This window comes from Streptomyces spiramenti (assembly GCF_012034385.1).
Taxonomy (GTDB): Bacteria; Actinomycetota; Actinomycetes; order Streptomycetales; family Streptomycetaceae; genus Streptomyces; species Streptomyces spiramenti.
The window spans coordinates 18,131-41,720 of record NZ_JAAVJB010000007.1; the positions used below are offsets into that span (position 1 = coordinate 18,131).

General features: G+C 74.4%; 23 protein-coding genes. 8 read left to right on the forward strand and 15 right to left on the reverse strand.

All coding sequences use genetic code 11. The features are described from left to right. Positions 1-277: 277 nt before the first annotated feature. Together HCJ92_RS01935 and HCJ92_RS01940 are read left to right on the forward strand one after the other, a co-directional pair. On the forward strand, positions 278-838 hold the full coding sequence (locus tag HCJ92_RS01935) for a DUF1697 domain-containing protein (RefSeq protein WP_167931599.1): 561 nt from the start codon (positions 278-280) through the stop codon (positions 836-838). A 112-nt stretch (positions 839-950) separates the two neighbouring features. Further along, a complete protein-coding gene (locus tag HCJ92_RS01940) occupies positions 951-1,940 on the forward strand; it encodes a Rossmann-fold NAD(P)-binding domain-containing protein (protein ID WP_167931600.1) in 990 nt (329 codons plus the stop codon). A 204-nt stretch (positions 1,941-2,144) separates the two neighbouring features. Here HCJ92_RS01940 and HCJ92_RS01945 read toward each other — a convergent pair whose 3' ends face one another. Then, a complete protein-coding gene (locus tag HCJ92_RS01945) occupies positions 2,145-2,621 on the reverse strand; it encodes a hypothetical protein (RefSeq protein ID WP_167931601.1) in 477 nt (158 codons plus the stop codon). Between the two features lie 520 nt (positions 2,622-3,141). On the opposite strand from HCJ92_RS01945, the gene ssuE reads away from it, so the two are divergent. Both ssuE and HCJ92_RS01955 read left to right on the forward strand, forming a co-directional pair. Further along, positions 3,142-3,690: an NADPH-dependent FMN reductase gene (ssuE, locus tag HCJ92_RS01950; RefSeq protein ID WP_167931602.1), complete on the forward strand. Its 549-nt coding sequence runs from the start codon at positions 3,142-3,144 to the stop codon at positions 3,688-3,690. Positions 3,691-3,788: 98 nt separating this feature from the next. Further along, complete coding sequence (locus tag HCJ92_RS01955; RefSeq protein WP_167931603.1) at positions 3,789-4,445, forward strand: winged helix-turn-helix domain-containing protein; 657 nt, start codon at positions 3,789-3,791, stop codon at positions 4,443-4,445. 76 nt (positions 4,446-4,521) lie between these two features. Here the strand turns inward: HCJ92_RS01955 and HCJ92_RS01960 are convergent, their stop codons facing one another. The 13 genes from HCJ92_RS01960 to HCJ92_RS02020 all read right to left on the reverse strand — a co-directional run bounded on the left by HCJ92_RS01960 (position 4,522) and on the right by HCJ92_RS02020 (position 16,896). After that, positions 4,522-5,355: a sirohydrochlorin chelatase gene (locus HCJ92_RS01960; protein WP_167931604.1), complete on the reverse strand. Its 834-nt coding sequence runs from the start codon at positions 5,353-5,355 to the stop codon at positions 4,522-4,524. 3 nt (positions 5,356-5,358) lie between these two features. Next, complete coding sequence (locus HCJ92_RS01965) at positions 5,359-6,306, reverse strand: ABC transporter permease (protein WP_167931605.1); 948 nt, start codon at positions 6,304-6,306, stop codon at positions 5,359-5,361. Beyond that, the gene (locus HCJ92_RS01970) at positions 6,293-7,099 is read right to left on the reverse strand and encodes an ABC transporter ATP-binding protein (protein WP_167931606.1); all 807 of its coding nucleotides are present in this window, start codon (positions 7,097-7,099) and stop codon (positions 6,293-6,295) included. Before HCJ92_RS01970 ends, HCJ92_RS01965 begins: the two co-directional genes overlap by 14 nt. A gap of 26 nt (positions 7,100-7,125) precedes the next feature. Then, on the reverse strand, positions 7,126-8,256 hold the full coding sequence (locus tag HCJ92_RS01975) for an aliphatic sulfonate ABC transporter substrate-binding protein (protein WP_167931607.1): 1,131 nt from the start codon (positions 8,254-8,256) through the stop codon (positions 7,126-7,128). Between the two features lie 102 nt (positions 8,257-8,358). Then, a complete protein-coding gene (locus HCJ92_RS01980; protein WP_167931608.1) occupies positions 8,359-8,505 on the reverse strand; it encodes a hypothetical protein in 147 nt (48 codons plus the stop codon). 2 nt (positions 8,506-8,507) lie between these two features. Beyond that, positions 8,508-9,875: a sulfate adenylyltransferase subunit 1 gene (locus HCJ92_RS01985; RefSeq protein WP_167931609.1), complete on the reverse strand. Its 1,368-nt coding sequence runs from the start codon at positions 9,873-9,875 to the stop codon at positions 8,508-8,510. Then, positions 9,875-10,846 carry a sulfate adenylyltransferase subunit CysD gene (gene cysD / locus HCJ92_RS01990; RefSeq protein ID WP_167931610.1) on the reverse strand — a complete coding sequence of 324 codons (972 nt, stop codon included), beginning with the start codon at positions 10,844-10,846 and terminating at the stop codon, positions 9,875-9,877. The genes HCJ92_RS01985 and cysD overlap by 1 nt, the downstream gene beginning before the upstream one ends. Then, the gene (gene cysC, locus HCJ92_RS01995) at positions 10,843-11,412 is read right to left on the reverse strand and encodes an adenylyl-sulfate kinase (RefSeq protein WP_167931611.1); all 570 of its coding nucleotides are present in this window, start codon (positions 11,410-11,412) and stop codon (positions 10,843-10,845) included. Before cysC ends, cysD begins: the two co-directional genes overlap by 4 nt. Positions 11,413-11,498: 86 nt before the next feature. Continuing rightward, positions 11,499-12,194, reverse strand: a complete 696-nt coding sequence (locus HCJ92_RS02000; protein WP_167931612.1) for a phosphoadenylyl-sulfate reductase — start codon at positions 12,192-12,194, stop codon at positions 11,499-11,501. Then, positions 12,191-12,409, reverse strand: a complete 219-nt coding sequence (locus HCJ92_RS25485; protein ID WP_167931613.1) for a hypothetical protein — start codon at positions 12,407-12,409, stop codon at positions 12,191-12,193. Before HCJ92_RS25485 ends, HCJ92_RS02000 begins: the two co-directional genes overlap by 4 nt. After that, positions 12,406-14,100, reverse strand: a complete 1,695-nt coding sequence (locus HCJ92_RS02010; RefSeq protein ID WP_167931614.1) for a nitrite/sulfite reductase — start codon at positions 14,098-14,100, stop codon at positions 12,406-12,408. Before HCJ92_RS02010 ends, HCJ92_RS25485 begins: the two co-directional genes overlap by 4 nt. A 401-nt stretch (positions 14,101-14,501) precedes the next feature. Beyond that, positions 14,502-15,152: a GNAT family N-acetyltransferase gene (locus tag HCJ92_RS02015; protein ID WP_167931615.1), complete on the reverse strand. Its 651-nt coding sequence runs from the start codon at positions 15,150-15,152 to the stop codon at positions 14,502-14,504. A 94-nt stretch (positions 15,153-15,246) separates the two neighbouring features. Then, positions 15,247-16,896: an acyl-CoA dehydrogenase family protein gene (locus HCJ92_RS02020; RefSeq protein ID WP_167931616.1), complete on the reverse strand. Its 1,650-nt coding sequence runs from the start codon at positions 16,894-16,896 to the stop codon at positions 15,247-15,249. A 17-nt stretch (positions 16,897-16,913) separates the two neighbouring features. On the opposite strand from HCJ92_RS02020, the gene HCJ92_RS02025 reads away from it, so the two are divergent. Continuing rightward, positions 16,914-18,278, forward strand: a complete 1,365-nt coding sequence (locus HCJ92_RS02025; RefSeq protein ID WP_338053970.1) for a YihY/virulence factor BrkB family protein — start codon at positions 16,914-16,916, stop codon at positions 18,276-18,278. A 158-nt stretch (positions 18,279-18,436) separates the two neighbouring features. Here the strand turns inward: HCJ92_RS02025 and HCJ92_RS02030 are convergent, their stop codons facing one another. Then, on the reverse strand, positions 18,437-18,709 hold the full coding sequence (locus HCJ92_RS02030; protein ID WP_338053974.1) for a DUF1876 domain-containing protein: 273 nt from the start codon (positions 18,707-18,709) through the stop codon (positions 18,437-18,439). Positions 18,710-19,111: 402 nt separating this feature from the next. On the opposite strand from HCJ92_RS02030, the gene rsgA reads away from it, so the two are divergent. From rsgA to HCJ92_RS02045, 3 genes are all read left to right on the forward strand, one after another. Then, positions 19,112-20,230, forward strand: coding sequence for a ribosome small subunit-dependent GTPase A (gene rsgA / locus HCJ92_RS02035; RefSeq protein ID WP_167931618.1), 1,119 nt, complete (start codon positions 19,112-19,114; stop codon positions 20,228-20,230). Between the two features lie 213 nt (positions 20,231-20,443). Beyond that, positions 20,444-22,882: an endopeptidase La gene (gene lon, locus HCJ92_RS02040; protein WP_167931619.1), complete on the forward strand. Its 2,439-nt coding sequence runs from the start codon at positions 20,444-20,446 to the stop codon at positions 22,880-22,882. 202 nt (positions 22,883-23,084) lie between these two features. Then, a complete protein-coding gene (locus tag HCJ92_RS02045; RefSeq protein ID WP_167931620.1) occupies positions 23,085-23,555 on the forward strand; it encodes a PPOX class F420-dependent oxidoreductase in 471 nt (156 codons plus the stop codon). Positions 23,556-23,590: the final 35 nt, after the last annotated feature.

Here is a 23,590-nt window from a genome sequence, read left to right on the forward strand (position 1 = left end):
CCCCCCCCCCCCCCCCCCCGCCACCGTGCCGAGCGGGGGAGCCGCGCGGCACCGCCACCACGCGGTGAGGGGCATGGGGGCGGGGACCGCGGGCGGTCAGGGCGTGTCGTTCGGGCCGTCCGTGGAGCCGCGACGCCTGGCACGGCATCTCGCCGCGTCACCGGACCACGCGAGTACGACCCCGTACGAGCCGCGATCCGGCGTCCTGCGGTGCGCCGCGCCGGACGCCGCGGCCTGATCCACGAAAGATCCGAACGACTCGCCCTAGGCTGCCCGTATGAGTGAAGCGACGGTTCGGGTGCTGCTGCTGCGGGGTGTCAACGTCGGCGGCAGCCGCAAGGTGCCCATGGCCGAACTGCGAGAGGTGCTCGTCGCCGCCGGCCACCGGCGGGTCCGTACGCTGCTGCAGAGCGGCAACGCCGTCCTCGTGACCGACCCGGGGCCTCCCGAGGCGGTGGCGTCCGCGGTGGAGGCGGACCTCCGGGAGCGTTTCGGGTTCCCGGTGGAGGCTCTCGTCCTGGGCGTCGCGGCCCTGCGCGGGGTCGTCGCCCGCTGCCCGTTTCCCACCGAGGGCATCGACCCGACCCGGCTGCACGTGGTCTTCCTGGACCGGTCGTCGCGGGAACACCCGCTGGCGGACGCCGATCCCGCCCGGTTCGCCCCCGACGAGATGCGGCTCGGGGAACGCCAGATCTACGTGCGCTACCCGAACGGTTCCGGCCGCAGCCGTCTCGCGCAGGCGCTGTCCGCCCAGCCGCCCGTCGGTTTCGCCACCGCGCGGAACTGGCGCACCGTCACCCGGCTGCTGGAACTCGCGGAGGCGACCCCCGCCGATTGACCCCCGCCGCGCGCCGGCCGGCGCCCCGGGGCCGGCACGCGTTCGCGCACGGCGATTCCGCTCTCCGCCGAGCGTCCGCCGCGGGCAGCCGCCGCCGGGCACGCTGAACGGTATGAGACTTCTGATGCTGGGCGGGACCGGGTTCGTCGGACGGGCGGTGGTGGCCGAGGCGCTGCGCCGCGGATGGCAGGTCACCGCGTTCCACCGGGGCAACGCGCCGGACCTGCCCGGAGTGCGCGGACTGCGTGGCGACCGCTCCTCGGCGGACGGCACGACTGCCCTGGCCGCGGGGGAGTGGGACCTGGCCGTCGACACCTGGTCCGGCGCCCCCGTCGCGGTGCGGCGCACCGCCCGCATGCTCGCGGGCAGGGTCGGCCACTACGGCTACGTCTCCTCCCGCTCCGTCTACGTCCACCCCCGGCCGGCGGGCGCGCCGACCGCCGAGTCCGCGCCCGTGGTCGCGGCCGACGCCGACGGCCCGGCCACGGAGTACGCGCGCGACAAGCGGGGCGCGGAGATCGCTGTGGGCGAGTCGTTCCCCGACGCCTGCCTGCTGGCCCGCGCCGGGCTGATCCTGGGCCCGCACGAGGACATCGGCCGGCTGCCCTGGTGGCTGCTGCGGATCAGCCGCGGCGGCGCCGTCCTCGCGCCGGGCCCGCCCGAGCTTCCCCTCCAGTACGTGGACGCCCGCGACCTGGCGGTCTGGCTGCTGGATGCCGGTGCCCGCGGCCTGACAGGCGCCTTCGACACGGCCTCCCGGAGCGGCCACGCCACCATGGGATCGCTGCTGGAGGCGTGCGTGGCCGCGACCGGCTCCGCCGCGACATTGCGCTGGGCGGCACCCGAGGCGTTGCGGCAGGCCGGAATCGAACCCTGGACCGACCTCCCGGTCTGGCTGCCGCCGGGGGAACTCCACACCGCGCTCCACGGCGCGGACACCCGGCTGGCGCACTCGGCCGGACTGCGCTGCCGTCCGGTCGCGGAGACCGTCGAGGACACCTGGCGCCGGCTGTCGCCGCTCGCCGCTGTCCCGTTGCGGGCGGACCGGCCGCCGGTGGGGCTCGACGCCGCCCGCGAACGGGAGGTCCTGGCCACCCTGTGAGGACGCCGCGCGAGGAGCGCTGCGCCTCCCGTCCGTCTCAGCGCGTGTGTGAGACCCCACGCCGGGCCCGCGACGCCGGCTACGGCCATCTGCTGCGTTGTCAGGAACACCCGATCACAACCCGGTATGAGGGTGCCCCTCCGCCGTGCAGCTGACCGCATCTGACGCCGCGAGCCGATCCGACGCGGGGTCTCGAAGACGCTCTCAGCGCGGCGGCCCCTGGCGCTCCTCGCCCACCGGGACGCAGGCGGTGCGCCCGCCGTGGCGCCAGTCGGCGGGGGCGCTCTGCAACCGGTCGGCGAGGTCGAAGGCGTCCATCCCCTCCTGGGGCGAACCGGGGAGGGGGTCGCCCACGATCGCGACCTGGAGGTTGGCGGCCTCCCAGTCGTCCTCGAACTCCCAGCGGTCGCCGCTCTGCACGAAGAGGTCCTCACCGACCCGGGTGGGCGGTCCCGCCACGTACTCCAGCACCGCCCATTCGCCCTGGTAGCCGCAACGGGCCTCCTCGGCCGTCTGGCCGGGCACCACCCGCCACCCGTCGAGGGTCTGCTCCGGCGGGGTCCTGGGCTCGCCGCCCGGCGAGCCGAAGACCATCCAGGCACCCATGCTGATCAGGACCGACACCGCGATACCGCGTGGTGGCCACGATCGCGAACGCTCCGCTGACGTCTCATCCGGCACCCCGGCAGGTTATCCGGTCCCGGCGGCCGGGACACAGTCACACGACGCGAAGGGAGGTCGGCTCCGTGGCGGGCGCGCCGTCGCAGCGCCCCGCGCCGACGGCGGCAACCACCGCACGAGGCGGCGGCATCCGGCATGCGAGACCCGGGGGCTGCGTTCTTGACGCCAACCGAAGGCACTGCGAAGCTCGTTGCGTGAGCCAGGCCGACCTCCTCTTCGTGCGGTTGCACGTCGATCTCCGCCGCCAGGCCAGCGCCCTGTGTGCCGGCTGCCGCTGAGACACGGTCAGCCGAGCCCCGCCACGGCCGTCCGGGACGCGTTCCCGGTGGCCGCCGCGTGCTGCCGCTCCCGCGCCTCCCTTCGGAACCGCCCCTGACCCGGTGGCACGGCACCGCGCCCTGCCGCCGGGACCGCCGGGCACCCGACGGGAGCGAGGCGGGTGGCGCCTCGGGTGACCGGACCGCCCCGCCCGGCGAACACCGCCGGTCCGCCGCCCGTGGTCCACCCGCCCGGAGTCCCCATGACACACATCCTCGCCGTCTCAGGCGGCAGCTCGCCGCACTCCCGCGCCGAGTTGCTGGTACCTCACGCCATCGACCGGCTCACCGCCACCGGTTTCGACGCCGCCCACCTCGCGGTCCACGGCCTCCCGGCCGAGGAACTGCTGGCGGGGCGGGCGGAGTCCGCCGAGATCCACAGAGCCGTGGACGCCGTCGCCCTCGCCGACGGCGTCATCGTCGCCACGCCCGTCGTCCGGGGCGCCTACTCCGGCGTCCTGAAGACCTTCCTCGACCTTCTGCCGCACGCCGCGCTCGCCGGCAAGACCGTGCTCCCGCTCGTGACCTCCGGCTCCGTCACCCAACTGCTCGCCCTGGACTACGCGCTGCGGCCGGTGCTCAGCTCGCTGGGCGCCCGGCACATCGTGGGCGGCTGCCTGTTCCTCGACGACGACGTCGAGCGCTCCCCGACGGGCGGCACCCGGCTGCGCGAGGCCGCCGAACAGCGGCTCTTCGCCGTCGTCGACGACTTCGTCGAGTCGCTGCCCGTCCACACCGGGGCCGGCGCCTGACCGCGCCCGCCCGCAGCGCGCCGCGCACCCGGCCGGCGCCGCCACCCGCGGCGCACCGGCCCTCCCACCTCGCATCCCTGAGGAAACAGGAGCAGACCATGCATTCCTCCACCGCTCTGGCGGACCTCACCCCGCCCTCCGGCCCGGTCGCCGCCCCCCAGCTGCTGCCGCTGGCCCGCCGGCAGGCCCGGCCGGCCGGCCCGCCGACCCAGGCCGCCGTCACTGCCGACCCCGGCCGCGCCCCGCTGGTCGGGTACCTGGTGCTGGCTCCCGCGGGCACCGATCCCACTGACCTGCTGAACGCGGTCCGGGCGGAGTTCCGCGGCCCGCCGATGCCGCTGACGGTGCTGCCCGTCCCCACCGGCGCGGTGGCTGCGCCCACGGCCGTCCACGCGGTCGGTGCCCCGGTCGGCGCGGCCCCGACCGGTCCGTGGGCCGCCGGGCCGCGGACCGCCGAGGTCCGGGAGAGCGCCGGCATCGTCGTCGACCGCACCGCGCGGACCGTCGAGGTCGACGGGGTGCCGCTCGACCTGACCTACCTGGAGTACGAGCTGCTGTCCCTGCTCGTCGCCCACCCCCACCGCGTCTTCACCCGGGACCAGCTGGTCGAGACCGTCTGGGGGTACGGGCCGGTCGGGGACCGGCGCACTGTCGACGTCCACGTGGCGCGGGTGCGGCGCAAGCTCGGGGAGTACCGCGCGCGCGTCGTCACCGTCCACCGCGTCGGGTACAAGTACGTGACGCCCGCCGGCTGACGAGGACAGGACCGGCCCGGAACCCCCTCCGAAGGGGGTTCCGGGCCGGTCCCACGGGCGTCGGCGGCGGGCGGTCTCAACCGCGTCCGCCGCCCGCCGCAGCTCCTCGCCGCGGCGCCCGTACCGGCGGCGCCGCGACACCGGCCTCCCAGCGCCTGAGTACCAGCTCGGCCAGTTCCGGGCAGTCACCGATCACCGGTGCGACGACGTCCGCGCCCGCCTCTTCCGCGCCGCGCGCGATGCGGTCCGGCAATCGCCCCGGTGCCAGCACGTACGGTGCCACCGCCACCCGGCGGACGCCCTGCGCGCGCAGGGCGCGCACGGCGTCCGCCGTGGTGGGCGGCGACGCGGAGGCGAACGCGGGCCGCACGGCGCACCATCCAGCGGTGCGCCGCCACTCCCGCGCGGTTGCCGCGACCGTCGCGATCGCCTCCGGGTCCGAGGAGCCCGCCGCGGCCAGCACGACGCCGGTCCCCGCGGCGTCCGCGGGACCGACCCCGACCTCGCGGAGCCGGCGCGTCAAGGCGGCGGTCAGCAGCAGGTCCGGCCCCAGGACCGGTGCCTGCCGCACCACCGGCGCACCCGGACGCGCCGCCTGCGCCGCCAGTACCTCGGGGATGTCCTTCTTGGCGTGGTAGGCGTCCGTGAGCAGCAGCGGTACCGCCACCACCTCCCGTACGCCCGCCTCCCGCAGCCGCTCCAGCGCCTGTCCGGGGCCGGGCAGGGTGAAGTCCAGGTAGCAGCCGTGGACCCGCTGCTCCGGCCGCTGCGCGCGGACCCGCTCCAGCAGGGCGGTGACCGTGGCCGCGTGGCGCGGGTCGCGGCTGCCGTGGGCGACGACCAGCAGCGCCGGGGCGGGCCCGCGGGAGGCCACCGGGGCGAGCCCGCGCCGGGGGTGGGGTGACGTCATCGCTCAGCCGCTCCTTCCCAGCAGTCCCCTGCTGCGCAGCACCCGTCGCTCCAGCGGTGAGAAGAACAGCAGGTCGATCGCGACACCGACCAGCAGGATCAGCAGGATCGCGGCGAGCACGCCCGACATGTTCTGCATGGTGCGGTAGTTCTCCATCAACTGTCCCAGACCGGTTCCCAGGGCGGGCGCGTTGACGATCAGCTCCGCGGCCATCAGCGAACGCCAGGAGAAGGCCCAGCCCTGCTTGAGACCCGCGAGGTACCCGGGGAGGGCGGCGGGGAGCAGGATGTGTCGCACCCCGGTCAGCCCGGTCGCTCCCAGGGTCCGGCCCGCCCGCAGGTGGATCGGCGGGATCTGGTCGACACCCGCGACGATGCCGTTGGCGATCGACGGGACGGCACCGAGCAGGATCACGGCGTAGATGGTGCCGTTGGTCAGCCCGAACCAGATGATCGCGGCCGGCACCCAGGCGATCGAGGGGAGCGACTGGAGTCCGGTCACGATGGGCCCGATCGCCGCCCGAACCACCCTCACCCGTGCGATGAGCAGCCCCAGCGGGGTGCCCAGCGCGATGGCGATGGCGAAGCCGGAGATCCCCCGGGAGACGCTGGTCCAGATGTAGTCCAGCAGCGTCCCCTGCACCCACATCTGCTCGACGGCGCCCCAGACGTCCAGCGGGCCGGGCAGCAGGTAGTCGGGCTTGATCCCGGAGAGGTGGACGATCTGCCAGACGGTGAGGACCAGGACGATCGCGGCCAGCGGCGGCACCACCTTGTCGAGCAGGACGCGGCCGACGGGCGGACGGTCCGGGGCGGGCCGGGTCTCCAGCGCGTCGAGTCCCGCCTCCAGGTCGGCGAGGTCGCTCCGCTGCCGGTCGGCGCCACCGGCCGGCCCGGGGTCGCCGCCCGGCCTGTCGGCGCCGCGTGCGGTGTCGGCGTCAGTGCTGGACATGGCGACGGATCTCCTGGCGAAGGTGGTCGGTGATCTCGACGGACAGGGCGGAGACCGCCGCGTCCTCGATGCGGCGCGGCTGCGGGATGTCGATCTTCCACTCCCGCACCACCCGGCCCGGCCGGGAGGAGAGCAGGACCACGCGCTGCGCGAGCCGTACCGCCTCGCGCACGTTGTGCGTCACGAACAGCACGGACAGGCCGGTCTCCTGCCACACCCGCGTCAGTTCCTCGTGGAGGACGTCGCGGGTGATGGCGTCGAGCGCCGCGAACGGCTCGTCCATCAGCAGAAGTTGACTGTCCTGCGCCAACGCCCTCGCCAGGGCGACGCGTTGCCGCATCCCGCCGGATAGCTCGTGGATGCGCTTGCCGTGGGTGCCGCCCAACCGCACGAGTTCCAGCAGGCGTTCCGCCTCCGGTCGGCGTTCCTTCTTGGGGACGCCGCGCAGTCGCAGCGCCAGTTCGATGTTGCGGCCGGCGGTGAGCCAGGGGAAGAGCGCGTGCTCCTGGAACATCAGGGCGGGCCGGCCGCCGGGGACGTCGATGCTCCCCGAGGTCGGCGCGTCGAGCCCGGCGACCAGGTTGAGCAGCGTGGACTTGCCGCAGCCCGAGGCGCCGATGAGGGTGACGAACTCCCCCGGTCGGACGGTCAGGTCGACCTCTTCGACGGCGCGCTGCCGTGAGGCGGCGCGGCCGAACGACTTGCTGACCGATGCGAAGCGGACCGCGTGCTGGGCGGTGGTGGCGCGGCCGGAGTCGGAGTCGGAGTCCGGCGTGGTGACGGTGAGGGCCATCGGATACCTCCTGCTGGTCTCGGTGGTCAGCGGACGCCGAGACCGCCGTCTTCGGTGATCTCCTGCTTCCCGACGTCGGCGAGGACCTTGTTCAGCAGCGTCAGGTCGTAGATGCCGGTCAGGTCGGTCTCGTCGAGCAGCCCGGCGGCGACCGCGTGGTCGGCGCCGTCGCGCAGGCTGGTGGCGATCGGGTCGTACAGGAACTCGACGTTGGCGAAGGCCGGGTCGAGCACGTCCTCCGGCAGCGGGCTGCCGTTGAGCGCCTCCAGGGCCGCGTTGGCCTCCGACTTGGCGTCCTCGGGGTTGTCGTTGATCCAGTCGGTGGTGGTCACCAGACCGCGGATGACCGCCTCCACCACGTCGGGATGCTCCTCCAGGAAGCTCTGGGAGGCGATGAGGTGGGTGACGACGTACCGGCCGTCCTCCCACAGCTCGCCCTCGTCGAGCAGCGTCTCCGCCCCGCGGGTGACGAGGTTGGCCGCGGAGGGCTCCGGAACCCAGGCACCGTCGATCGCGCCCGACTCGTAGGCGTTGGGTATCTCGGCGTTGGGGATGCGCAGCACCGTGACGTCGCCCCGTCCGGTCGCCGGATCGACCTCGAAGCCCTCGCCCACCAGATAGTTCAGCAGCGCCACGTCCTGGGTGTTGCCGAGCTGCGGGGTGGCGATCGACTTCCCGGCCAGGTCGTCGAGGCCGTCGACGGTGTCGGGGTTGACCACGAGGGAGGCGCCTCCGGAGGCCGCGCCGGCCACGACGCGCAACGCCTGGCCGCCGGACTGGGCGAAGCCGTTAATGGCGGGGTTGGGGCCGATGAACGTCAGGTCGACGGCGCCCGCGTTGAGCGCCTCGATGGCGGAGGGGCCGGCGTTGAAGACCTGCGTGTTGATCTCGGTGCCGCCCAGCTCCTGGCGGATGGCACCGTCGTCGTCCAGCCCGATCAGCGCGGTGGCGTGGGTGATGTTGGCGAAGTAGCCGATGTTCACCCGGTCGGTGGAGAGGCTCGCGGCGTCGGAGTCCCGCGAGCCGGAGCCGGAGCCGGAACCCGAGTCGGAGGAGCCGGAGCTCTCGGAACCGTAGCCGCAGGCGGAGACGGCCAGCAGGAGGGCGGCGGCGCCACCGACGAGACGGACGGATCTGCGGGGGAGGAGCGTACGCACGGGATGTCCCTTCGGGGCCGGGCGCCGCTGGGGGCTACTCCGGCCCGGTTCTGACGGGCAGTGGGTGTCGGACGGGGCGTGACGGCCGCACGGCTGCGGGCGTCACCGTGCACATCGTCCGATGCCACCCTGCCCGCTGCCGCGCAGGCCGCTGCCGATCCGTCCGCCCGCCTGGTCGAAGGTGGCGAACGCGCCACCGATCGCCGGCCTGTCGGGCCGGGGGCGGCTGACGTGGGGAGGCGTCGTCATGGTCAGAAGTCCCAGCCCTCGTCGTCGGCCCGGTCGGCGTCCTGGCCGCGGCCGAACGCCTCGCCCGCCATCCCCGCGGTCAGCGTGGTGCCGTCGGCCGGGTCGATCAGCAGGAAGGATCCGGTACGGCGGGACTCGGCGTAGGCGTCCAGCGCCAGTGGCTCGGCGGCACGGACCACGATCCGGCCGATGTCGTTGGCGGCCAGCTCGGCGGGGTCGGGCTCGTGGCTCAGGTCGGCGAGGGAGAGCCGGGAGGGGATCTCCCTGACGACGGCCTTCACGGTGCGGGTGGTGTGCTTGAGCAGCACGCGCGCCCCCACCCGCAGCGGCCGGTCGTGCAGGTGGCACACCGTCGCGGTCAGGTCCTGGGTGGGTGCCGCGGCCGTCGCGGCCGGGGCGATCAGGTCGCCGCGCGAGACGTCGAGGTCGTCGGCGAGCCGGAGTGTCACCGACTGCGGGGCCCAGGCGACGTCCACGGGCTCGCCCAGCAGGTCGATCCCGGTGATTGTCGTGAGCCGCCCCGACGGCAGCACCGCCACGCGTTCCCCGACCCGCAGCACCCCGGAGGAGAGCTGGCCCGCGTAGCCGCGGTAGTCGGGGAGCTCCTCGCTCTGCGGCCGGATCACGTACTGCACGGGGAACCTCGCAGGGTCCTCGGTGGGGTCGTCCGCGACCCGCACTCCCTCCAGGTGCTCCAGGACCGTCGGACCGCCGTACCAGTCCATCGCCGCCGAGGGGGTGACGACGTTGTCGCCGGTGAGGGCCGAGATCGGGACGGCGGTCACCTCCGGCACACCCAGGCTCGCGGCGTACTCGGTGAACTCGGCCGCGATGGCGGCGAAGACGGGCTCGGCGTACTCCACCAGGTCCATCTTGTTGACCGCGAGGACGAGGTGCGGGACGCGCAGCAGTGCCGCCACCGCCGCGTGACGGCGGGTCTGCTCCACGACGCCGTTGCGGGCGTCCACCAGGACCACCGCCAGCTGGGCGGTGGAGGCACCCGTCACCATGTTGCGGGTGTACTGCACGTGGCCGGGGGTGTCGGCGAGGATGAAGCGGCGGCGCGCGGTGGCGAAGTAGCGGTAGGCCACGTCGATGGTGATGCCCTGCTCGCGTTCCGCCCGCAGGCCGTCGGTCAGCAGCGCGAGGTCGGGCTCGCCGCGCCCCCGGCTGCGGCTGGCGTGCTCGACTGCCTCCAGTTGGTCGGTCAGCACGGACTTGGAGTCGTGGAGCAGCCTGCCCACCAGGGTGGACTTGCCGTCGTCGACCGAACCCGCGGTGGCGAACCGCAGCAGTGAGGTGGCGGCGGTCTGCTCGCTCAGCGACGACCGGGTCCGGCCGTGCGTGGGGCCGTGCGTCGGGGCGGTCATCAGAAGTACCCTTCGCGCTTGCGGTCTTCCATCGCGGCTTCGGAGAGTTTGTCGTCGGCGCGGGTCGCGCCGCGCTCGGTCAGGCGGGAGGCGGCGATCTCCAGGATCACCTTCTCGACGCTGTCCGCGTCGGACTCCACCGCGCCGGTGCAGGACATGTCGCCGACGGTGCGGTAGCGGACCCGTCGGGTCCCGGACTCCTCCCCTTCGCGGGGGCCGCCCCACGCGCCGGGGGCCAGCCACATGCCGTCGCGGCGGAACACCTCCCGCTCGTGGGCGTAGTAGATCGCGGGCAGCTCGACCTCCTCCCGGGCGATGTACTGCCAGACGTCCAGTTCGGTCCAGTTGGAGAGCGGGAACACTCGGACGTGCTCGCCCGGCGCGTGGCGGCCGTTGTAGAGCTGCCACAGCTCCGGGCGCTGGCGGCGGGGGTCCCAGCCGCCGAACTCGTCCCGCAGCGAGAAGACGCGTTCCTTGGCGCGGGCCTTCTCCTCGTCGCGCCTGCCACCGCCGAAGACCGCGTCGAACCGGTTGCGGTCGATCGCGTCCAGCAACGGAACGGTCTGCAGGGGGTTGCGGGTGCCGTCGGGGCGCTCCCGGAGCCGGCCGTCGTCGATGAACTCCTGCACGGAGGCGACGTGCAGCCGCAGGCCGTGCTCGGCGACGCGGCGGTCCCGGTACTCCAGCACCTCGGGGAAGTTGTGCCCGGTGTCCACGTGCAGCAGGGCGAACGGCGGTGGCGCCGGGCGGAACGCCTTCAGCGCCAGGTGCAGCATGACGATCGAGTCCTTGCCGCCGGAGAAGAGGATCACCGGCCGCTCGAACTCGCCCGCCACCTCCCGGAAGATGTGGACCGCCTCCGACTCCAGTGCGTCGAGGTGGGAGAGGGCGAAGGGGCTGCCGGCGCTGTCGCCGTCGCCCGTTCCGCCCGGGCCCCCTCTCCTGGGGGTGACCTTGGCCGCGGTGCTCACAGCAGTCCCCTTTCGCTCAGCAGGGCGTGGAGCGCCTCCGCGGACTGCTCCACGGTCATCTCGTGCGCCGCTATTCGCAGGTCGGGCCGGGCAGGCGACTCGTACGGGTCGTCCACACCGGTCAGTCCGGACAACTCCCCGGCCGCCTGCCGCGCGTAGAGGCCCTTGACGTCCCGGCGCGAGCAGACCTCCACCGGGGTGGCGACGTGCACCTCCAGGTACGCGGTGCCCGCTGCCTCGTGGTGGGCGCGGACCGCCTCCCGAGTGTCGGCGTACGGCGCGATCACCGGGACGAGCACGGTCACGCCGTGGGAGGCCAGCAGTTCCGCCACCCATCCGATGCGCCGCACGTTGACGTCCCGGTCGGCGCGGGTGAAGCCGAGCCCCGCCGACAGATAGCTCCGTACCTCGTCCCCGTCGAGGAGCTCGACCCGGCCCCCGGCGGCGCGGAGCCGCGCCGCGAGGCTCTCGGCGATCGTGGTCTTGCCCGCGCTGGGCAGCCCGGTCAGCCACACGGTGGCGCCGGTGCCCACGGCGGTGGTCGTCGTGGTCTGCGGCACGGTCATCGTCTCGTCCCGTCCGTCGTCTCGGTCTCGGTCTCGGTCTCGGTAGCGTTCACCCGGTGCGCCGCCGCGGCGGTCGCGTGGCCCGGTCAGCCGTGCAGCCCGCACTCGGTCTTGCCGCGCCCGGCCCAGCGGCCGGCGCGTGCGTCCTCGCCCGGCGCGACCCGGCGTGTACAGGGGGCGCAGCCGACGGAGGCGTACCCGTCGTCGAGCAGCGGGTTGGTGAGGACGCCGTGCTCGGCGACGTAGGCGTCCACGTCCCGCTGCGTCCAACGGGCGATCGGCGCGATCTTGACCTTGCCGCGGCGTTCGTCCCACCCCACCACCGGCGTCCCCGCCCGGGTGGGCGACTCGTCGCGGCGCAGCCCTGTCGCCCATGCGCGGTAGCCGCTCAGGCCGCGACGCAGTGGTTCGACCTTCCGCAGCGCACAGCAGCGGTCGGGGTCGCGGTCGTGGAGCGCCGGGCCGTGCTCGGCGTCCTGCTCGGCGACGGTCCGCGGCGGGGTCAGGGTGACGACGTTGACGTCCATCACCGCGGCGACCGCGTCCCGGGTGCCGAGCGTCTCGGGGAAGTGGTAGCCCGTGTCGAGGAAGATCACGTCCACGCCGGGGCGGACCCGCGCCGCGAGGTGGGCGACGACCGCGTCCTCCATCGAGGAGGTGACGCAGAACGCGTCCTGGAAGGTCTCCGCCGCCCAGGCCAGGATGTCCAGGGCCGGGGCGTCCTCCAGCTCCCGGCCGGCGCGTTCGGCCACCGCCCGCGTACCGGGATCGGGCCGGGTCACCGCTCCTCGTCCCCGACGCCGGCCGGCGGCTCCCGGCCGTCCGCCTCCCCGGTGGTGGGGGAGCGGGTGAACCCGGCTGCCAGCAGGCCCAGGAACTTCAGCCGGAACGCCCGGTTGCAGTCGGGGCACTCCCAGGTGCCGTGTCCCTCCTCCGACGGACGCAGGTCCTCCTCGCCGCAGTACGGGCAGTAGTACGGGGCGGCGCGTTCACTCATGAGAGGGCCTCCTCGTCCGCGCGGGCCGCCCAGGTGGCGAACCGCTCGCCTTCCGCCCGCTGGTCGCTGAAGTTGCGCAGCACCCGCTCGACGTAGTCGGGGAGTTCGTCGGAGGTGACCTTGAGACCGCGGACCTTGCGTCCGAACCCCGGCTCCAGCCCGAGCGAGCCGCCCAGGTGGACCTGGAACCCCTCCACCTGCCGGCCCTCGGCGTCCGTCACCAACTGCCCCTTGAGACCGATGTCCGCGATCTGGATACGGGCGCAGGAGTTGGGGCAGCCGTTGACGTTGATGGTGACCGGCTCCGTGAACTCGGGGAGTCGCTTCTCCAGTTCGTCGATCAGCGAGGCGGCACGCCCCTTGGTCTCGACGATGGCCAGCTTGCAGAACTCGATGCCGGTGCAGGCCATGGTGCCGCGCCGGAACGGTGAGGGGGAGGTGGTGAGGTCCAGGGCCGCCAACCCCTCGACGAGCGAGGGGACGCGGTCCTCCTCGATGTCGAGGACGACCATCTTCTGCTCGGCCGTGGTGCGGACCCGCTCGGAACCGTGCGCCTCGGCGAGGTCGGCGATCCGGATCAGGGTGGCGCCGTCCACCCGGCCCACCCGCGGGGCGAACCCCACGTAGTGGCGGCCGTCGCGCTGCCGGTGCACCCCGACGTGGTCGCGCCAGCGCTCGACGGGCGCGTCGGGTGCCGGGCCGTCCAGGAGCGCCCGGCCGAGGTACTCCTGCTCCAGCACCTCGCGGAAGCGGGCCGCGCCCCAGTCGGCGACGAGGAACTTCAGCCGCGCGCGGGTCCGCAGCCGGCGGTAGCCGTGGTCGCGGAAGATGCCGATGACGCCCTCGTAGACGTCGGCCACCTCCTCCAGCGGGACCCAGGCGCCGAGCCGCACTCCGATCTTGGGGTTGGTGGACAGGCCTCCACCGACCCACAGGTCGAACCCCGGGCCGTGCTCGGGGTGGTCGACGCCGACGAAGGCGACGTCGTTGATCTCGTGGGCGACGTCCAGCTGCGGCGACCCCGAGATCGCCGACTTGAACTTCCGCGGCAGGTTGGAGAAGTCCGGGTTGCCGACGACACGCCGCTGGATCTCGTCGATCGCCGGCGTGCCGTCGATGATCTCGTCCTCGGCGATCCCGGCCACGGGGGACCCCAGGATCACGCGTGGAGTGTCGCCGCACGCCTCGGTGGTGGAGAGTCCCACGCCCTCCAGCCGCCGCCAGATCTCCGGCATGTCCTCGATGCGGATCCAGTGGTACTGGACGTTCTGCCGGTCGGTGATGTCCGCCGTCCCGCGGCCGAACTCCTCGGATACCTCACCGATGACCCGCAGTTGGGCGGTGGTGAGACGGCCGCCGTCGATGCGGACCCGGAGCATGAAGTACTCGTCGTCCAGCTCCTCCGGCTCCAGCACCGCGGTCCGGCCGCCGTCGATGCCCGGCCGACGCTGGGTGTAGAGCCCCCACCAGCGCATCCGTCCTCGTAGGTCGGCGCCGTCGATGGAGTCGAAACCGCGCTGGGCGTAGATCGTCTCAATGCGCGTCCGCACATTGAGACCGTCGTCGTCCTTCTTGGTCTGCTCGTTGGCGTTGAGGGGGGTGAAGTGTCCGGCGGCCCACTGACCCTCGCCGCGGTGGCGGCCGGTCCTGCGACGGGTCTGGGCGGCCTTCTTCGGGGGCGTGTCGGCCATGGGTGACGGGTCCTTCGACAGCGGCGGGCCCCGTGCCGGGTGCCGGAACAGGGGTGACCGGAGGTGGCTCGGTGCGGTCGGTACGCGCGTCGTCGCGCGGGGCGAGGTGTGGTGGGCAGGGCGGGGGCACGCACCGCGGGTGCGGGCGGCGGTGATCGGGAGTCGGGGGCTCCGGGCGGTCCGCGCCTACCGGCGGACGCGACACCTGGCGCTGGACATGCGGCCGAGATCGACGTGGCGTCGACTCACCAGGGCAACTCCTGCGCGGGACATGACGGAAAGATTGGCACGCACTCCGTGCGTCAGTCCACAGTCTTCCGAAATGCGGACGGAACTGTCCCGAATGGTGGGACGTGCCAGGTGGGGTGGCGAGACTGCCCGCCGGGCCGGGCGCGCCGGGCTCAGCGGTCGTGCGCTCCGGCGGGTCCGACGTGGTCGCTCGGGTCGAGGGGGTGGGCGCCCGGCCAGGGGCCCGGCGCCCGGACCACGGTGGGCTCCGTCCCGGTGCGCGTCCCGACGACGGTGAACCCGCGCCGCCGGTAGTTCTCCAGCGCGTGCGGGCCGTCCTTGGTGCAGGTGTGCAGCCACACCCGCCGCGTCGCCTCCCGCCCCGGCCAGCGGGCGGAGAGGTCCCAGGCACGTGCGGTCCCGACCGTCAGCAGGTGGCCCCCGACACCCCTGCCGCGGAACGCCGGGAGCAGCCCGAAGTAGGCGATCTCCACCACACCCTCCGCCTGGCCGTCGAGTTCGATGTAGCCGGCCGGGGTGTCGCGCAGATACGCCACCCAGGTCTCGACCGCGGGCCGGTCCAGGTACGCGCGCCACCGGGCGTGGTCCCACCCCAGCCTGTCCACCCACCGGACGTCGCCGCCCACCGCCGTGTAGAGGAAGCGGCTGAACTCGGGGGAGGGCACCGCCGCGCGCGCCACCCGCAGACCGTCCGGCACGCGCCCGCCCGACGGGCGGAGCGCCTGGGGAGTGGTCTGCTCCAGCGACCAGGTGGTGACCTCGGTGAGTTCGGTGGCCGTGGCGGCCTCGACGTGTCCGTTCATGGCCTCAGCCAATCAGACCGCCTCCGCCGCACCATGCCGACCTCGGGCCGTCGGCGGCCCGGCGTCGCCCCCCGCGCACCCACCGGCGGTCACGTCAGGGCACCGGCGTCGCGCGGGCGACGACCGCCGCCGGGTCCAGGCCCGCCGGGAGCGTGCCGAACGCCAGCCCCCGGTCGCGCCCCAGCCGCGTCGCGCAGAAGGCGTCCGCGACCGCGGGAGGCGCGTGGCGCACCAGCAGCGACCCCTGGAGCACCAGCGCGATCCGCTCCGCCAGCCGGCGCGCCCGTGCCTCCATGCCCTGGAGGTCGGAGAGCTCGGTCAGCACCTCCTTGATGGCCGCGTCGAGCCGGTGGTCCGCCCCGGCGGCCTGGCCCACCTCGGTCAGGAAGGCGTGCAGCACGTTCGGTTCGGTCCGCAGTGCCCGCAGCACGTCGAGCGCCTGCAGGTTCCCCGGCCCCTCCCACATCGAGTTCAGCGGGGCCTCGCGCAGCAGCCGCGGCATGCCGGACTCCTCCACGTAGCCGTTGCCGCCCAGGCACTCCATCGCCTCGGCCACCAACGCGGTGCAGCGCCCGGAGACCCAGAACTTCGCCGCCGGCACCGCGAGCCGCAGCAGGTAGCGGTCGTGCGAGCGCCCCGCCGCCGCCCCGTCGCAGGCCGCGGCCAGACGGAGCGCGAGAGCGGTCGCCGCCTCCGACTCCACCGCCAGGTCTGCCAGGACCGCCCGCATCAGAGGCTTGTCCGCGAGCGGCCCGCCGAACGCCTCCCGGTGCGTCGCGTGGTGGATCGCCAGCGCCACCGCCCGGCGCATCAGCGCGGCCGAGCCGGTCACGCAGTCCACCCGGGTCGCGGCGACCATCTCCAGGATGGTGGCGATGCCGCGCCCCTCCTCGCCGACCCGCCACGCCAGGGTCTCGTCGAACTCGACCTCCGCGGAGGCGTTGGCGCGGTTGCCGAGCTTGTCCTTCAGCCGCTGGAGCCGGAAGACGTTGCGGCTGCCGTCGGGGAGCACCCGCGGCAGCAGGAAGCAGGTCGGGCCGCCCTCCGCCCGCGCCAGCACCAGGAAGACGTCGGACATCGGGGCGGAGCAGAACCACTTGTGACCCGTCAGCGCGTACATGCCGCTCGCTGCGCCCTCCGCCGGCCGTGCCCGCGTCGTACCTGCGGCCAGGTCGGAACCGCCCTGCTTCTCCGTCATGCCCATCCCGGCCAGCGCGCCCCGCTTCTCGGGGGCCGCCGCCGGCCGGGGATCGTACTGCCGCGAGGTCAGCAGCGGCTGCCAGACCTCGGCCAGCGACGGCTCGGCCCGCAGCAACGGGACCGCGGCGTGCGTCATCGACACCGGGCATCCCGGCCCCGCGTCGACCTGCGACCAGACGTGGAACCCCGCCGCGCGCCGCAGCAACCCACCGGGCTCGCCGCGGCCTCCGGTCAGTCCCCACTCCACCGCGCGGCCCAGCAGCCGGTGCCACGCGGGATGGAACCCGACCTCGTCGACTCGGTTCCCGTAGCGGTCGTGGGTGCGCAGCACGGGCGGCGACTCGTTCGCCTGCCGCGCCAGTTCCTGCGCCTCGGCGGAACCGGCCTCGCGGCCCAACTCGGACAGCTCGGCGGCCAGTCGGGCCGCGCCTTCCTCGGAGACGTAGTGCGCGACCCCCTCCCGGAGCGCGGCGTCCGTGGTGAAGACGTCGTGGTCGGCGAGGGGAGGGGACTGGTTGGCTACCGTGTGGGTGCGGGAGGTCATGCGGCTACGTTATGGGCGTGACCGCCGACGACGCATCCCACCGGACCGGGCAGGACCCCCGGCCCGGACCGCCCGCACCCGGTGACGAGGGCGCCGCCGGCACCGGCGCGCCCGAACCCGGCAGCGGCGCGCCCGAACCCCGCACCGGACCCGTCCCTGGACCCGTCCCAGGAGCCGGGCCGGAGCCGGGCCCGCACGGGAGTGGCGAGCCCGGATCCACCGCGGACGGGGCCGGCGTCCCCGACCCCCCGGCGGCGGTGGGGGCCGACGACCGGGACGCGGCGGAGCGGGTCGCGCTGTACCACCGCATTCCCAAGGCGAAGCTGGTGTGGCTGCTGCTGCGCGACACCGTGCAGTCCTGCACGGAGCACCGCATCGTCGGCATGGCCGCGGAGGCTGCCTTCTTCACCCTGCTGTCGCTGCCCCCGCTGCTGCTCGGGCTGATCGGCCTCCTCAGCAGCCTGGACGCGCTGGCCGGCACCGACATGCTGGAGACGGCCCGCAGCCACATCCTCGACGTCTCGACGACCATGCTCTCCGAGCGCGGCGTCAACGACGTGGTGCGCCCGCTGATCGACGACCTCACCAAGGGGCCCCGGCCCGACGTGATGTCCTTCGGCTTCGTGGTCGCCCTCTGGTCGGGGTCACGGGCGGTCAACGTCTTCGTCGGCACCATCACCGTGATGTACGGGATGGAGGGCTACCGGAACCCGGCCGCCACCCGGCTGCTCGCCTTCCTGATGTACCTGGTGAGCCTCGCCGTGGGCGCGGTGGTGGTCCCTGCCCTGGTCATCGGGCCGGAGCTTGCCATCGGCTGGTTCCCCGGACTGGAGGGACAGCTGCGGATCGCGTACTGGCCGGTGGTGCTGCTGCTCTGCGTCGGCTTCCTGACCACGCTCTACCACGTCTCGGTGCCGGTGCGCTCGCCCTGGCGGGAGGACATCCCCGGGGCGATGGTGGCGCTGGCGATCTGGGCCGTCTGCGCCTTCGCCCTCCGCGCCTACCTGCGGACGACCGTCGAGGGACCGTCCATGTACGGCTCGCTCGCGGTGCCGGTGGCGATCCTGCTCTGGCTGGGTGTCTCCGCGTTCGCCGTCCTCGTCGGGGCCGCGCTCAACGCAGCCGTCGACCGGGTCTGGCCCACGGCGGCCACCGCCGCGGCGCGGGCGGAGACGGATGAGGCGCGCGAGGCCGCCGCCGAGGCGATGCTCGCGGCGGTCCGGGAGCGGCGCAGCCGCGCGGAGAAGCTCGGGGTCCAGGCGTACGACATGACCGCCACCGCGATGCGGCTCGCCGGGACGCTGCGGCCGTCGGAGCTGCGGCAGCAGCTCAAGGCCGCCCGGAAGCGCCGCCGCAAGGAGGCGGGGCGCCGGGTCCGCTGACGGCCGCCCGGCCGCCCCGCCGATGCCTTGACGGCCGCTCGCCCGGTGCGGGCGCGGGCACCGCGGCCCGGGGTCCGTCAGAGCCTGTCCGGCACTTCGCGCCGCGGGCCGAGCGGGATTCACCGGACAGGGCCCAGGAGACGAGGCTCCTGCGCGGGTCACAGCGTCAGATGCGCCGGGGTGGTCGTCGCCCGCTCGATCTCCCGCTCCGCCTCGGCCAGCAGCCGTCCGGCGAGCTCGTTGAGCAACCGGGCTGCCGCCACCTCCTCGCCGACCCGCGGTTGCGACGGATCGTCGGGGTGTCGGTCCGCGTGCGCGTGGGCGCGTAGCTCGGTCCCGTTCGGCAACCGCAGCAGGGCGACGGCCCTCGTCTCCGATCCGATCTCGTTGAACTCCAGTTCGATGTGCCATCCGGCGACGGTCGCCATGATGCCCACCTCCGCTCGTGCTCCTTCCAGCGTGCACCCGTCGCCGGGACGGGGCAGCGGAAAAGGCGTTGCCCGCCCGCGACGGCGCTCGGTAGCGTGCCGTGCGTGCGGTCCGGCCGGATCGCACGACGGCCGGGCCGTGGGCCCGTGAGGCGGAGGGAGGTGCGAACGATGGCTGTCCTCCACAGCGTTCCGCGCGGCGTGTCCGCCGCTTCCGTACGTTCCACCTCCGTGCACCCCGGCTGACCTCCGCGCGCTTGCGCGCCACCGGGGAGCCGTCCCCGGAAGGCCCACCCTGTCGTGAGCAGCACCTCCCGTACCACCTCCTCCGCTCCTCTCCCGGACGCGCCGTCCGCCCCGTCGCCGGTGTCCCCCGCGTCGCCGGCGGACAGCACGGCGTCGTCCGTGTCCGTGCCCGACCGGGGCGACCCGCTCCACCGGCTCGGCTGGGACGAGGCGTACGACGCCGCCCTCGCTCCCTTCCTCGCCGGCGACCCCCGCGTCGTCCCCGGCCGCGTCACCCGTGTCGACCGAGGCGGGTGCGAGCTCCTCACGGCCGACGGCAGCGTCCGCGCGGGGTTCGTCGACCGGCCCGCGGCCGACCCCACCGAGCGGGTCTGCACCGGCGACTGGGCCGTGCTCGCCCCCGGTGGCGCGGCATGGGAGCTCCGCGCCCTCCTGCCCCGCCGGTCCGCCTTCCTGCGCTCCGGCTCCACCAAGGCGGCCAGGGGCCAGGTGCTCGCCGCCAACGTCGACGCGGCGCTGATCGCCGTCTCGCTCGCCGACGACTTCGTCGTCGGGCGCCTGGAGCGCTTCGTCTCCCTGGCGTGGGCCGCCGGCACCCGGCCGGTGGTCGTCCTCACCAAGTGCGACCTCGCGTCGGACGTGGAACACCTGCTGGGGGACGCGAGCGCAGCCGCCCCCGGGGTCCGGGTGCTCGCGGTCAGCGCGCGCACCGGCGCGGGGGTCGCCGAGCTCTCGGCAGCGCTCCGCGGCGGCAGCGCCGCTCTGCTCGGCCTCTCCGGGGCGGGCAAGTCCACGCTCGCCAACGCCCTCACGGGGCTGGGTGGTCAGCGGGTGCAGGAGACCCGGGACAGCGACGGTCGGGGGCGCCACACCACCACCGCCCGGGAGCTGCTGCCGCTGCCCGGCGGCGGGGCGCTGATCGACACGCCGGGACTGCGGGGCGTCGGCCTCTGGGACGCCGCCGAGGGTGTCGGCGCGACGTTCGCCGAGATCGAGGAGCTGGCCGGTCGTTGCCGGTTCGGTGACTGCGGTCACCGCACCGAGCCCGGGTGCGCCGTTCTCGGGGCGATCGAGGCGGGCGTCCTCGCCTCGCGCCGCCTGGACAGCTACCGGAAGCTGCTCCGCGAGAACGACCGGCTGGCGGCGAGGGCCGACGCGCTGCTCCGGGCCGAGCAGCGCAAGGAGTGGAAGCGGCGCGCCGCGCGGGGCCGGTGGGAGAGCGACGCCAAGCGGGGGCTCACCCCCGGTACGGGCGGTCGGGGCGGCCGTCGCCGCTGACATCGGCGGCGCGGGTGTGCGGTGCGTGCCGCACCCCCGCCGAGAGCGACCGGCCGCGCGGGAATCGCCGCTCCGCGGGCCGCGTTGTGACGGCGAACGCCCCCGGGGCAGTGACCGATCGCTCTCGGCGAACACCCCACCCGCTGCGGGAACAATCTCCCCGCTCCCCGCATTGAGTCCTCATAGCTCAACTTATCTGCGGATGGAGTGGTCATGGCAATTTCGCGCACAACGCTCACGCTGCCCGTGCTGCCGCTGGACGACAACGTGGTGCTCCCCGGCATGGTCGTCCCGCTGGACCTGAGCGACACCGAGGTCCGGGCCGCCGTCGAGGCCGCCCGCGCAGCGGCACCGGCCGGCGGGAAGCCCGAGGTGCTGCTCGTCCCCCGCACCGAGGGGCGCTACGCGGCGATCGGCGTGCGCGGCCGGGTCGAACAGACCGGCCGGCTGGCCGACGGCGACCCCGGCGCCCTGATCCGGGGACTGGGACGGGTACGGGTCGGTGCCGGTACCACCGGACCGGGTGCCGCGCTCTGGGTCGAGGGGTCGGAGATCCGGGACGTCCTGCCCGACCCGCTGCCGGGCGCCGTCAGCGAGCTCGTCACGGAGTACCGCGCGCTGATCACCGCGTGGCTGAGGGAGCGCGGCGCCTGGCAGGTCGTGGACCGGGTGCAGCAGATCGACGCCCCCGGCGCACTGGCCGACAACGCCGGCTACTCGCCGTTCCTCACCACCGAGCAGCGCGTGAGCCTGCTGGAGGCCACGGACCCCGTCGACCGGCTGCGGCTGGCCACCGGCCTGCTCAAGGACCACCTCGCCGAGCGCGAGGTCGCCGACTCCATCGCCAAGGACGTCCAGGACGGCGTCGAGAAGCAGCAGCGCGAGTTCCTGCTCCGCCGCCAGCTCCAGGCGGTCCGCAAGGAGCTGTCCGAGCTGACGGGGGACGGCGGGAGCGGGGAGGCGGACGAGGACTACCGCTCCCGGATCGAGGCCGCCGCGCTGCCGCCCGAGGTCCACAAGGCCGCACTGGCGGAGGTCGACAAGCTGGAACGCGCCGGTGACCAGGGCCCCGAGGCCGGGTGGATCCGCACCTGGCTGGACACCGTCCTGGAGATGCCGTGGAACGTCAGCAGTGAGGACGCCTACGACATCGCCGAGGCGCGCGCCGTGCTCGACGCAGACCACACCGGCCTCCAGGACGTGAAGGACCGCATCGTCGAGTACCTGGCGGTCCGCAAGCGCCGAGCGGCCCGCGACCGCGCCGCCGAGAACGCCACCCCGGAGGCGGCTCCGTCCCGGTCGCGCGACCGGCGCCCCGGCGGCGCCGTGCTCGCCCTCGTGGGCCCGCCCGGCGTCGGCAAGACCTCCCTGGGGGAGTCCGTCGCCCGCGCCATGGGCCGGGAGTTCGTGCGCGTCGCCCTCGGCGGCGTCCGCGACGAGGCCGAGATCCGCGGTCACCGCCGGACCTACGTGGGCGCGCTCCCCGGCCGGATCGTCCGCGCGATCAAGGACGCGGGCTCCATGAACCCCGTGGTGCTGCTGGACGAGGTCGACAAGGTCGGGAGCGACTTCCGCGGCGACCCGGCGGCGGCCCTGCTGGAGGTCCTGGACCCGGCGCAGAACCACACCTTCCGCGACCACTACCTGGAGGTCGAACTCGACCTCAGCGACGTGGTCTTCCTCGCCACAGCCAACGCGCTGGAGAGCATCCCGCAGCCCCTGCTGGACCGGATGGAGCTGGTGCAGCTCGACGGGTACACCGAGGACGAGAAGGTGACCATCGCACGGGACCACCTGCTGCCCCGGCAGCTGGAACGCGCCGGACTCGACGCCGACGAGGCGACGGTCACGGACGACGCGCTCCGCCGACTGGCCGGCGAGTACACCCGGGAGGCCGGGGTCCGCGGACTGGAACGCGCGGTGGCACGGGTGCTGCGCAAGGTCGCCGCGGGGGGCGAGTCGGACGTCACCGCGCTGCCGGTGACGATCGGGCCCGACGACCTCCGCGCGCTGATCGGCAGGCCGCGCCACACCCCGGAGGCCGCCCACGACCCCGCCGAACGCCGCACCGCGGTGCCCGGCGTGGCCACCGGTCTGGCCGTCACCGGAGCCGGCGGCGACGTGCTGTACGTCGAGGCGTCACTCGCCGACCCGGAGACGGGCGGTGCGGGACTGACCCTCACCGGTCAGTTGGGCGACGTGATGAAGGAGTCCGGGCAGATCGCTCTCTCCTACCTGCGGTCGCGCGGCGCCGAGCTGGAACTCCCCGTCGGAGACCTCAAGGAACGCGGCGTCCACCTGCACGTCCCCGCCGGGGCCGTCCCCAAGGACGGCCCGAGCGCCGGCGTCACGATGATCACCGCGCTGGCGTCGCTGCTCAGCGGCCGTCAGGTGCGGCCCGACGTCGCGATGACCGGGGAGGTCTCCCTGACCGGGCGGGTGCTGCCGATCGGCGGGGTGAAGCAGAAACTGCTCGCCGCCGACCGGGCCGGGATCACCACGGTGATCATCCCTGCCCGGAACGAGCCCGACCTGGACGACGTCCCCGCCGAGGTCCTGGCGAGGCTGGACGTCCGGCCGGTCTCCGACGTCCGGACCGTCCTGGAGGTGGCCCTCACTCCCGGTCGACGCCCGGTGGGCGTCGCGGCCTGACCGCCGCGCGCACCCCGTACGGGCTGATGTGCCCGGGCGGGCCCGCTCTCGGGCCCGCCCGGGCACCGTCGCCGTGGCGCGGGACGGCGGCGCCCTGGCGGGGCGTCCGACGGCCCGCGGCGGGGCGGGCCCGGCTGCGGCGCGGTCCGGCACACGCCACCGGTCGGCCGGGAAGCAGCCGGTCAGCGCCTAGGGTCGGGGCATGACCCCATCGATCGCGACCAACACCCGTGTTGAACTCCCGGAACTGCTGGAGTTCCTGCGCCCCCGCCACCGGGCCCTCCTCCTCACCCGCCGCGGCGACGGCAGCCCGCAGGGCTCCCCGCTCACCTGCGGCGTGGACGACGCCGGCCGCATCGTCATGTCCACGTATCCCGAGCGCGCCAAGACCCGCAACGTCCGCCGCGACCCCCGCGCCTCCGTCATCGTGCTCTCGGACGAGTGGGACGGGCCCTGGGTCCAGGTCGACGGGACAGCCGAGGTGCTGGACGTTCCCGAGGCGGTGGAGGGTCTCGTCGAGTACTTCCGCAACATCGCGGGGGAGCACTCGGACTGGGACGAGTACCGCGAGGCCATGGTGCGGCAGGGGAAGTCCCTGATCCGTATCACCCCGGAGCGCTGGGGCCCCGTCGCCACCGGAGGTTTCCCCGCCCGCCTGGCACCCGACGCCTGAGGCGGCGGACCGGCCGGTCCGGCCCGGTCCGGCGG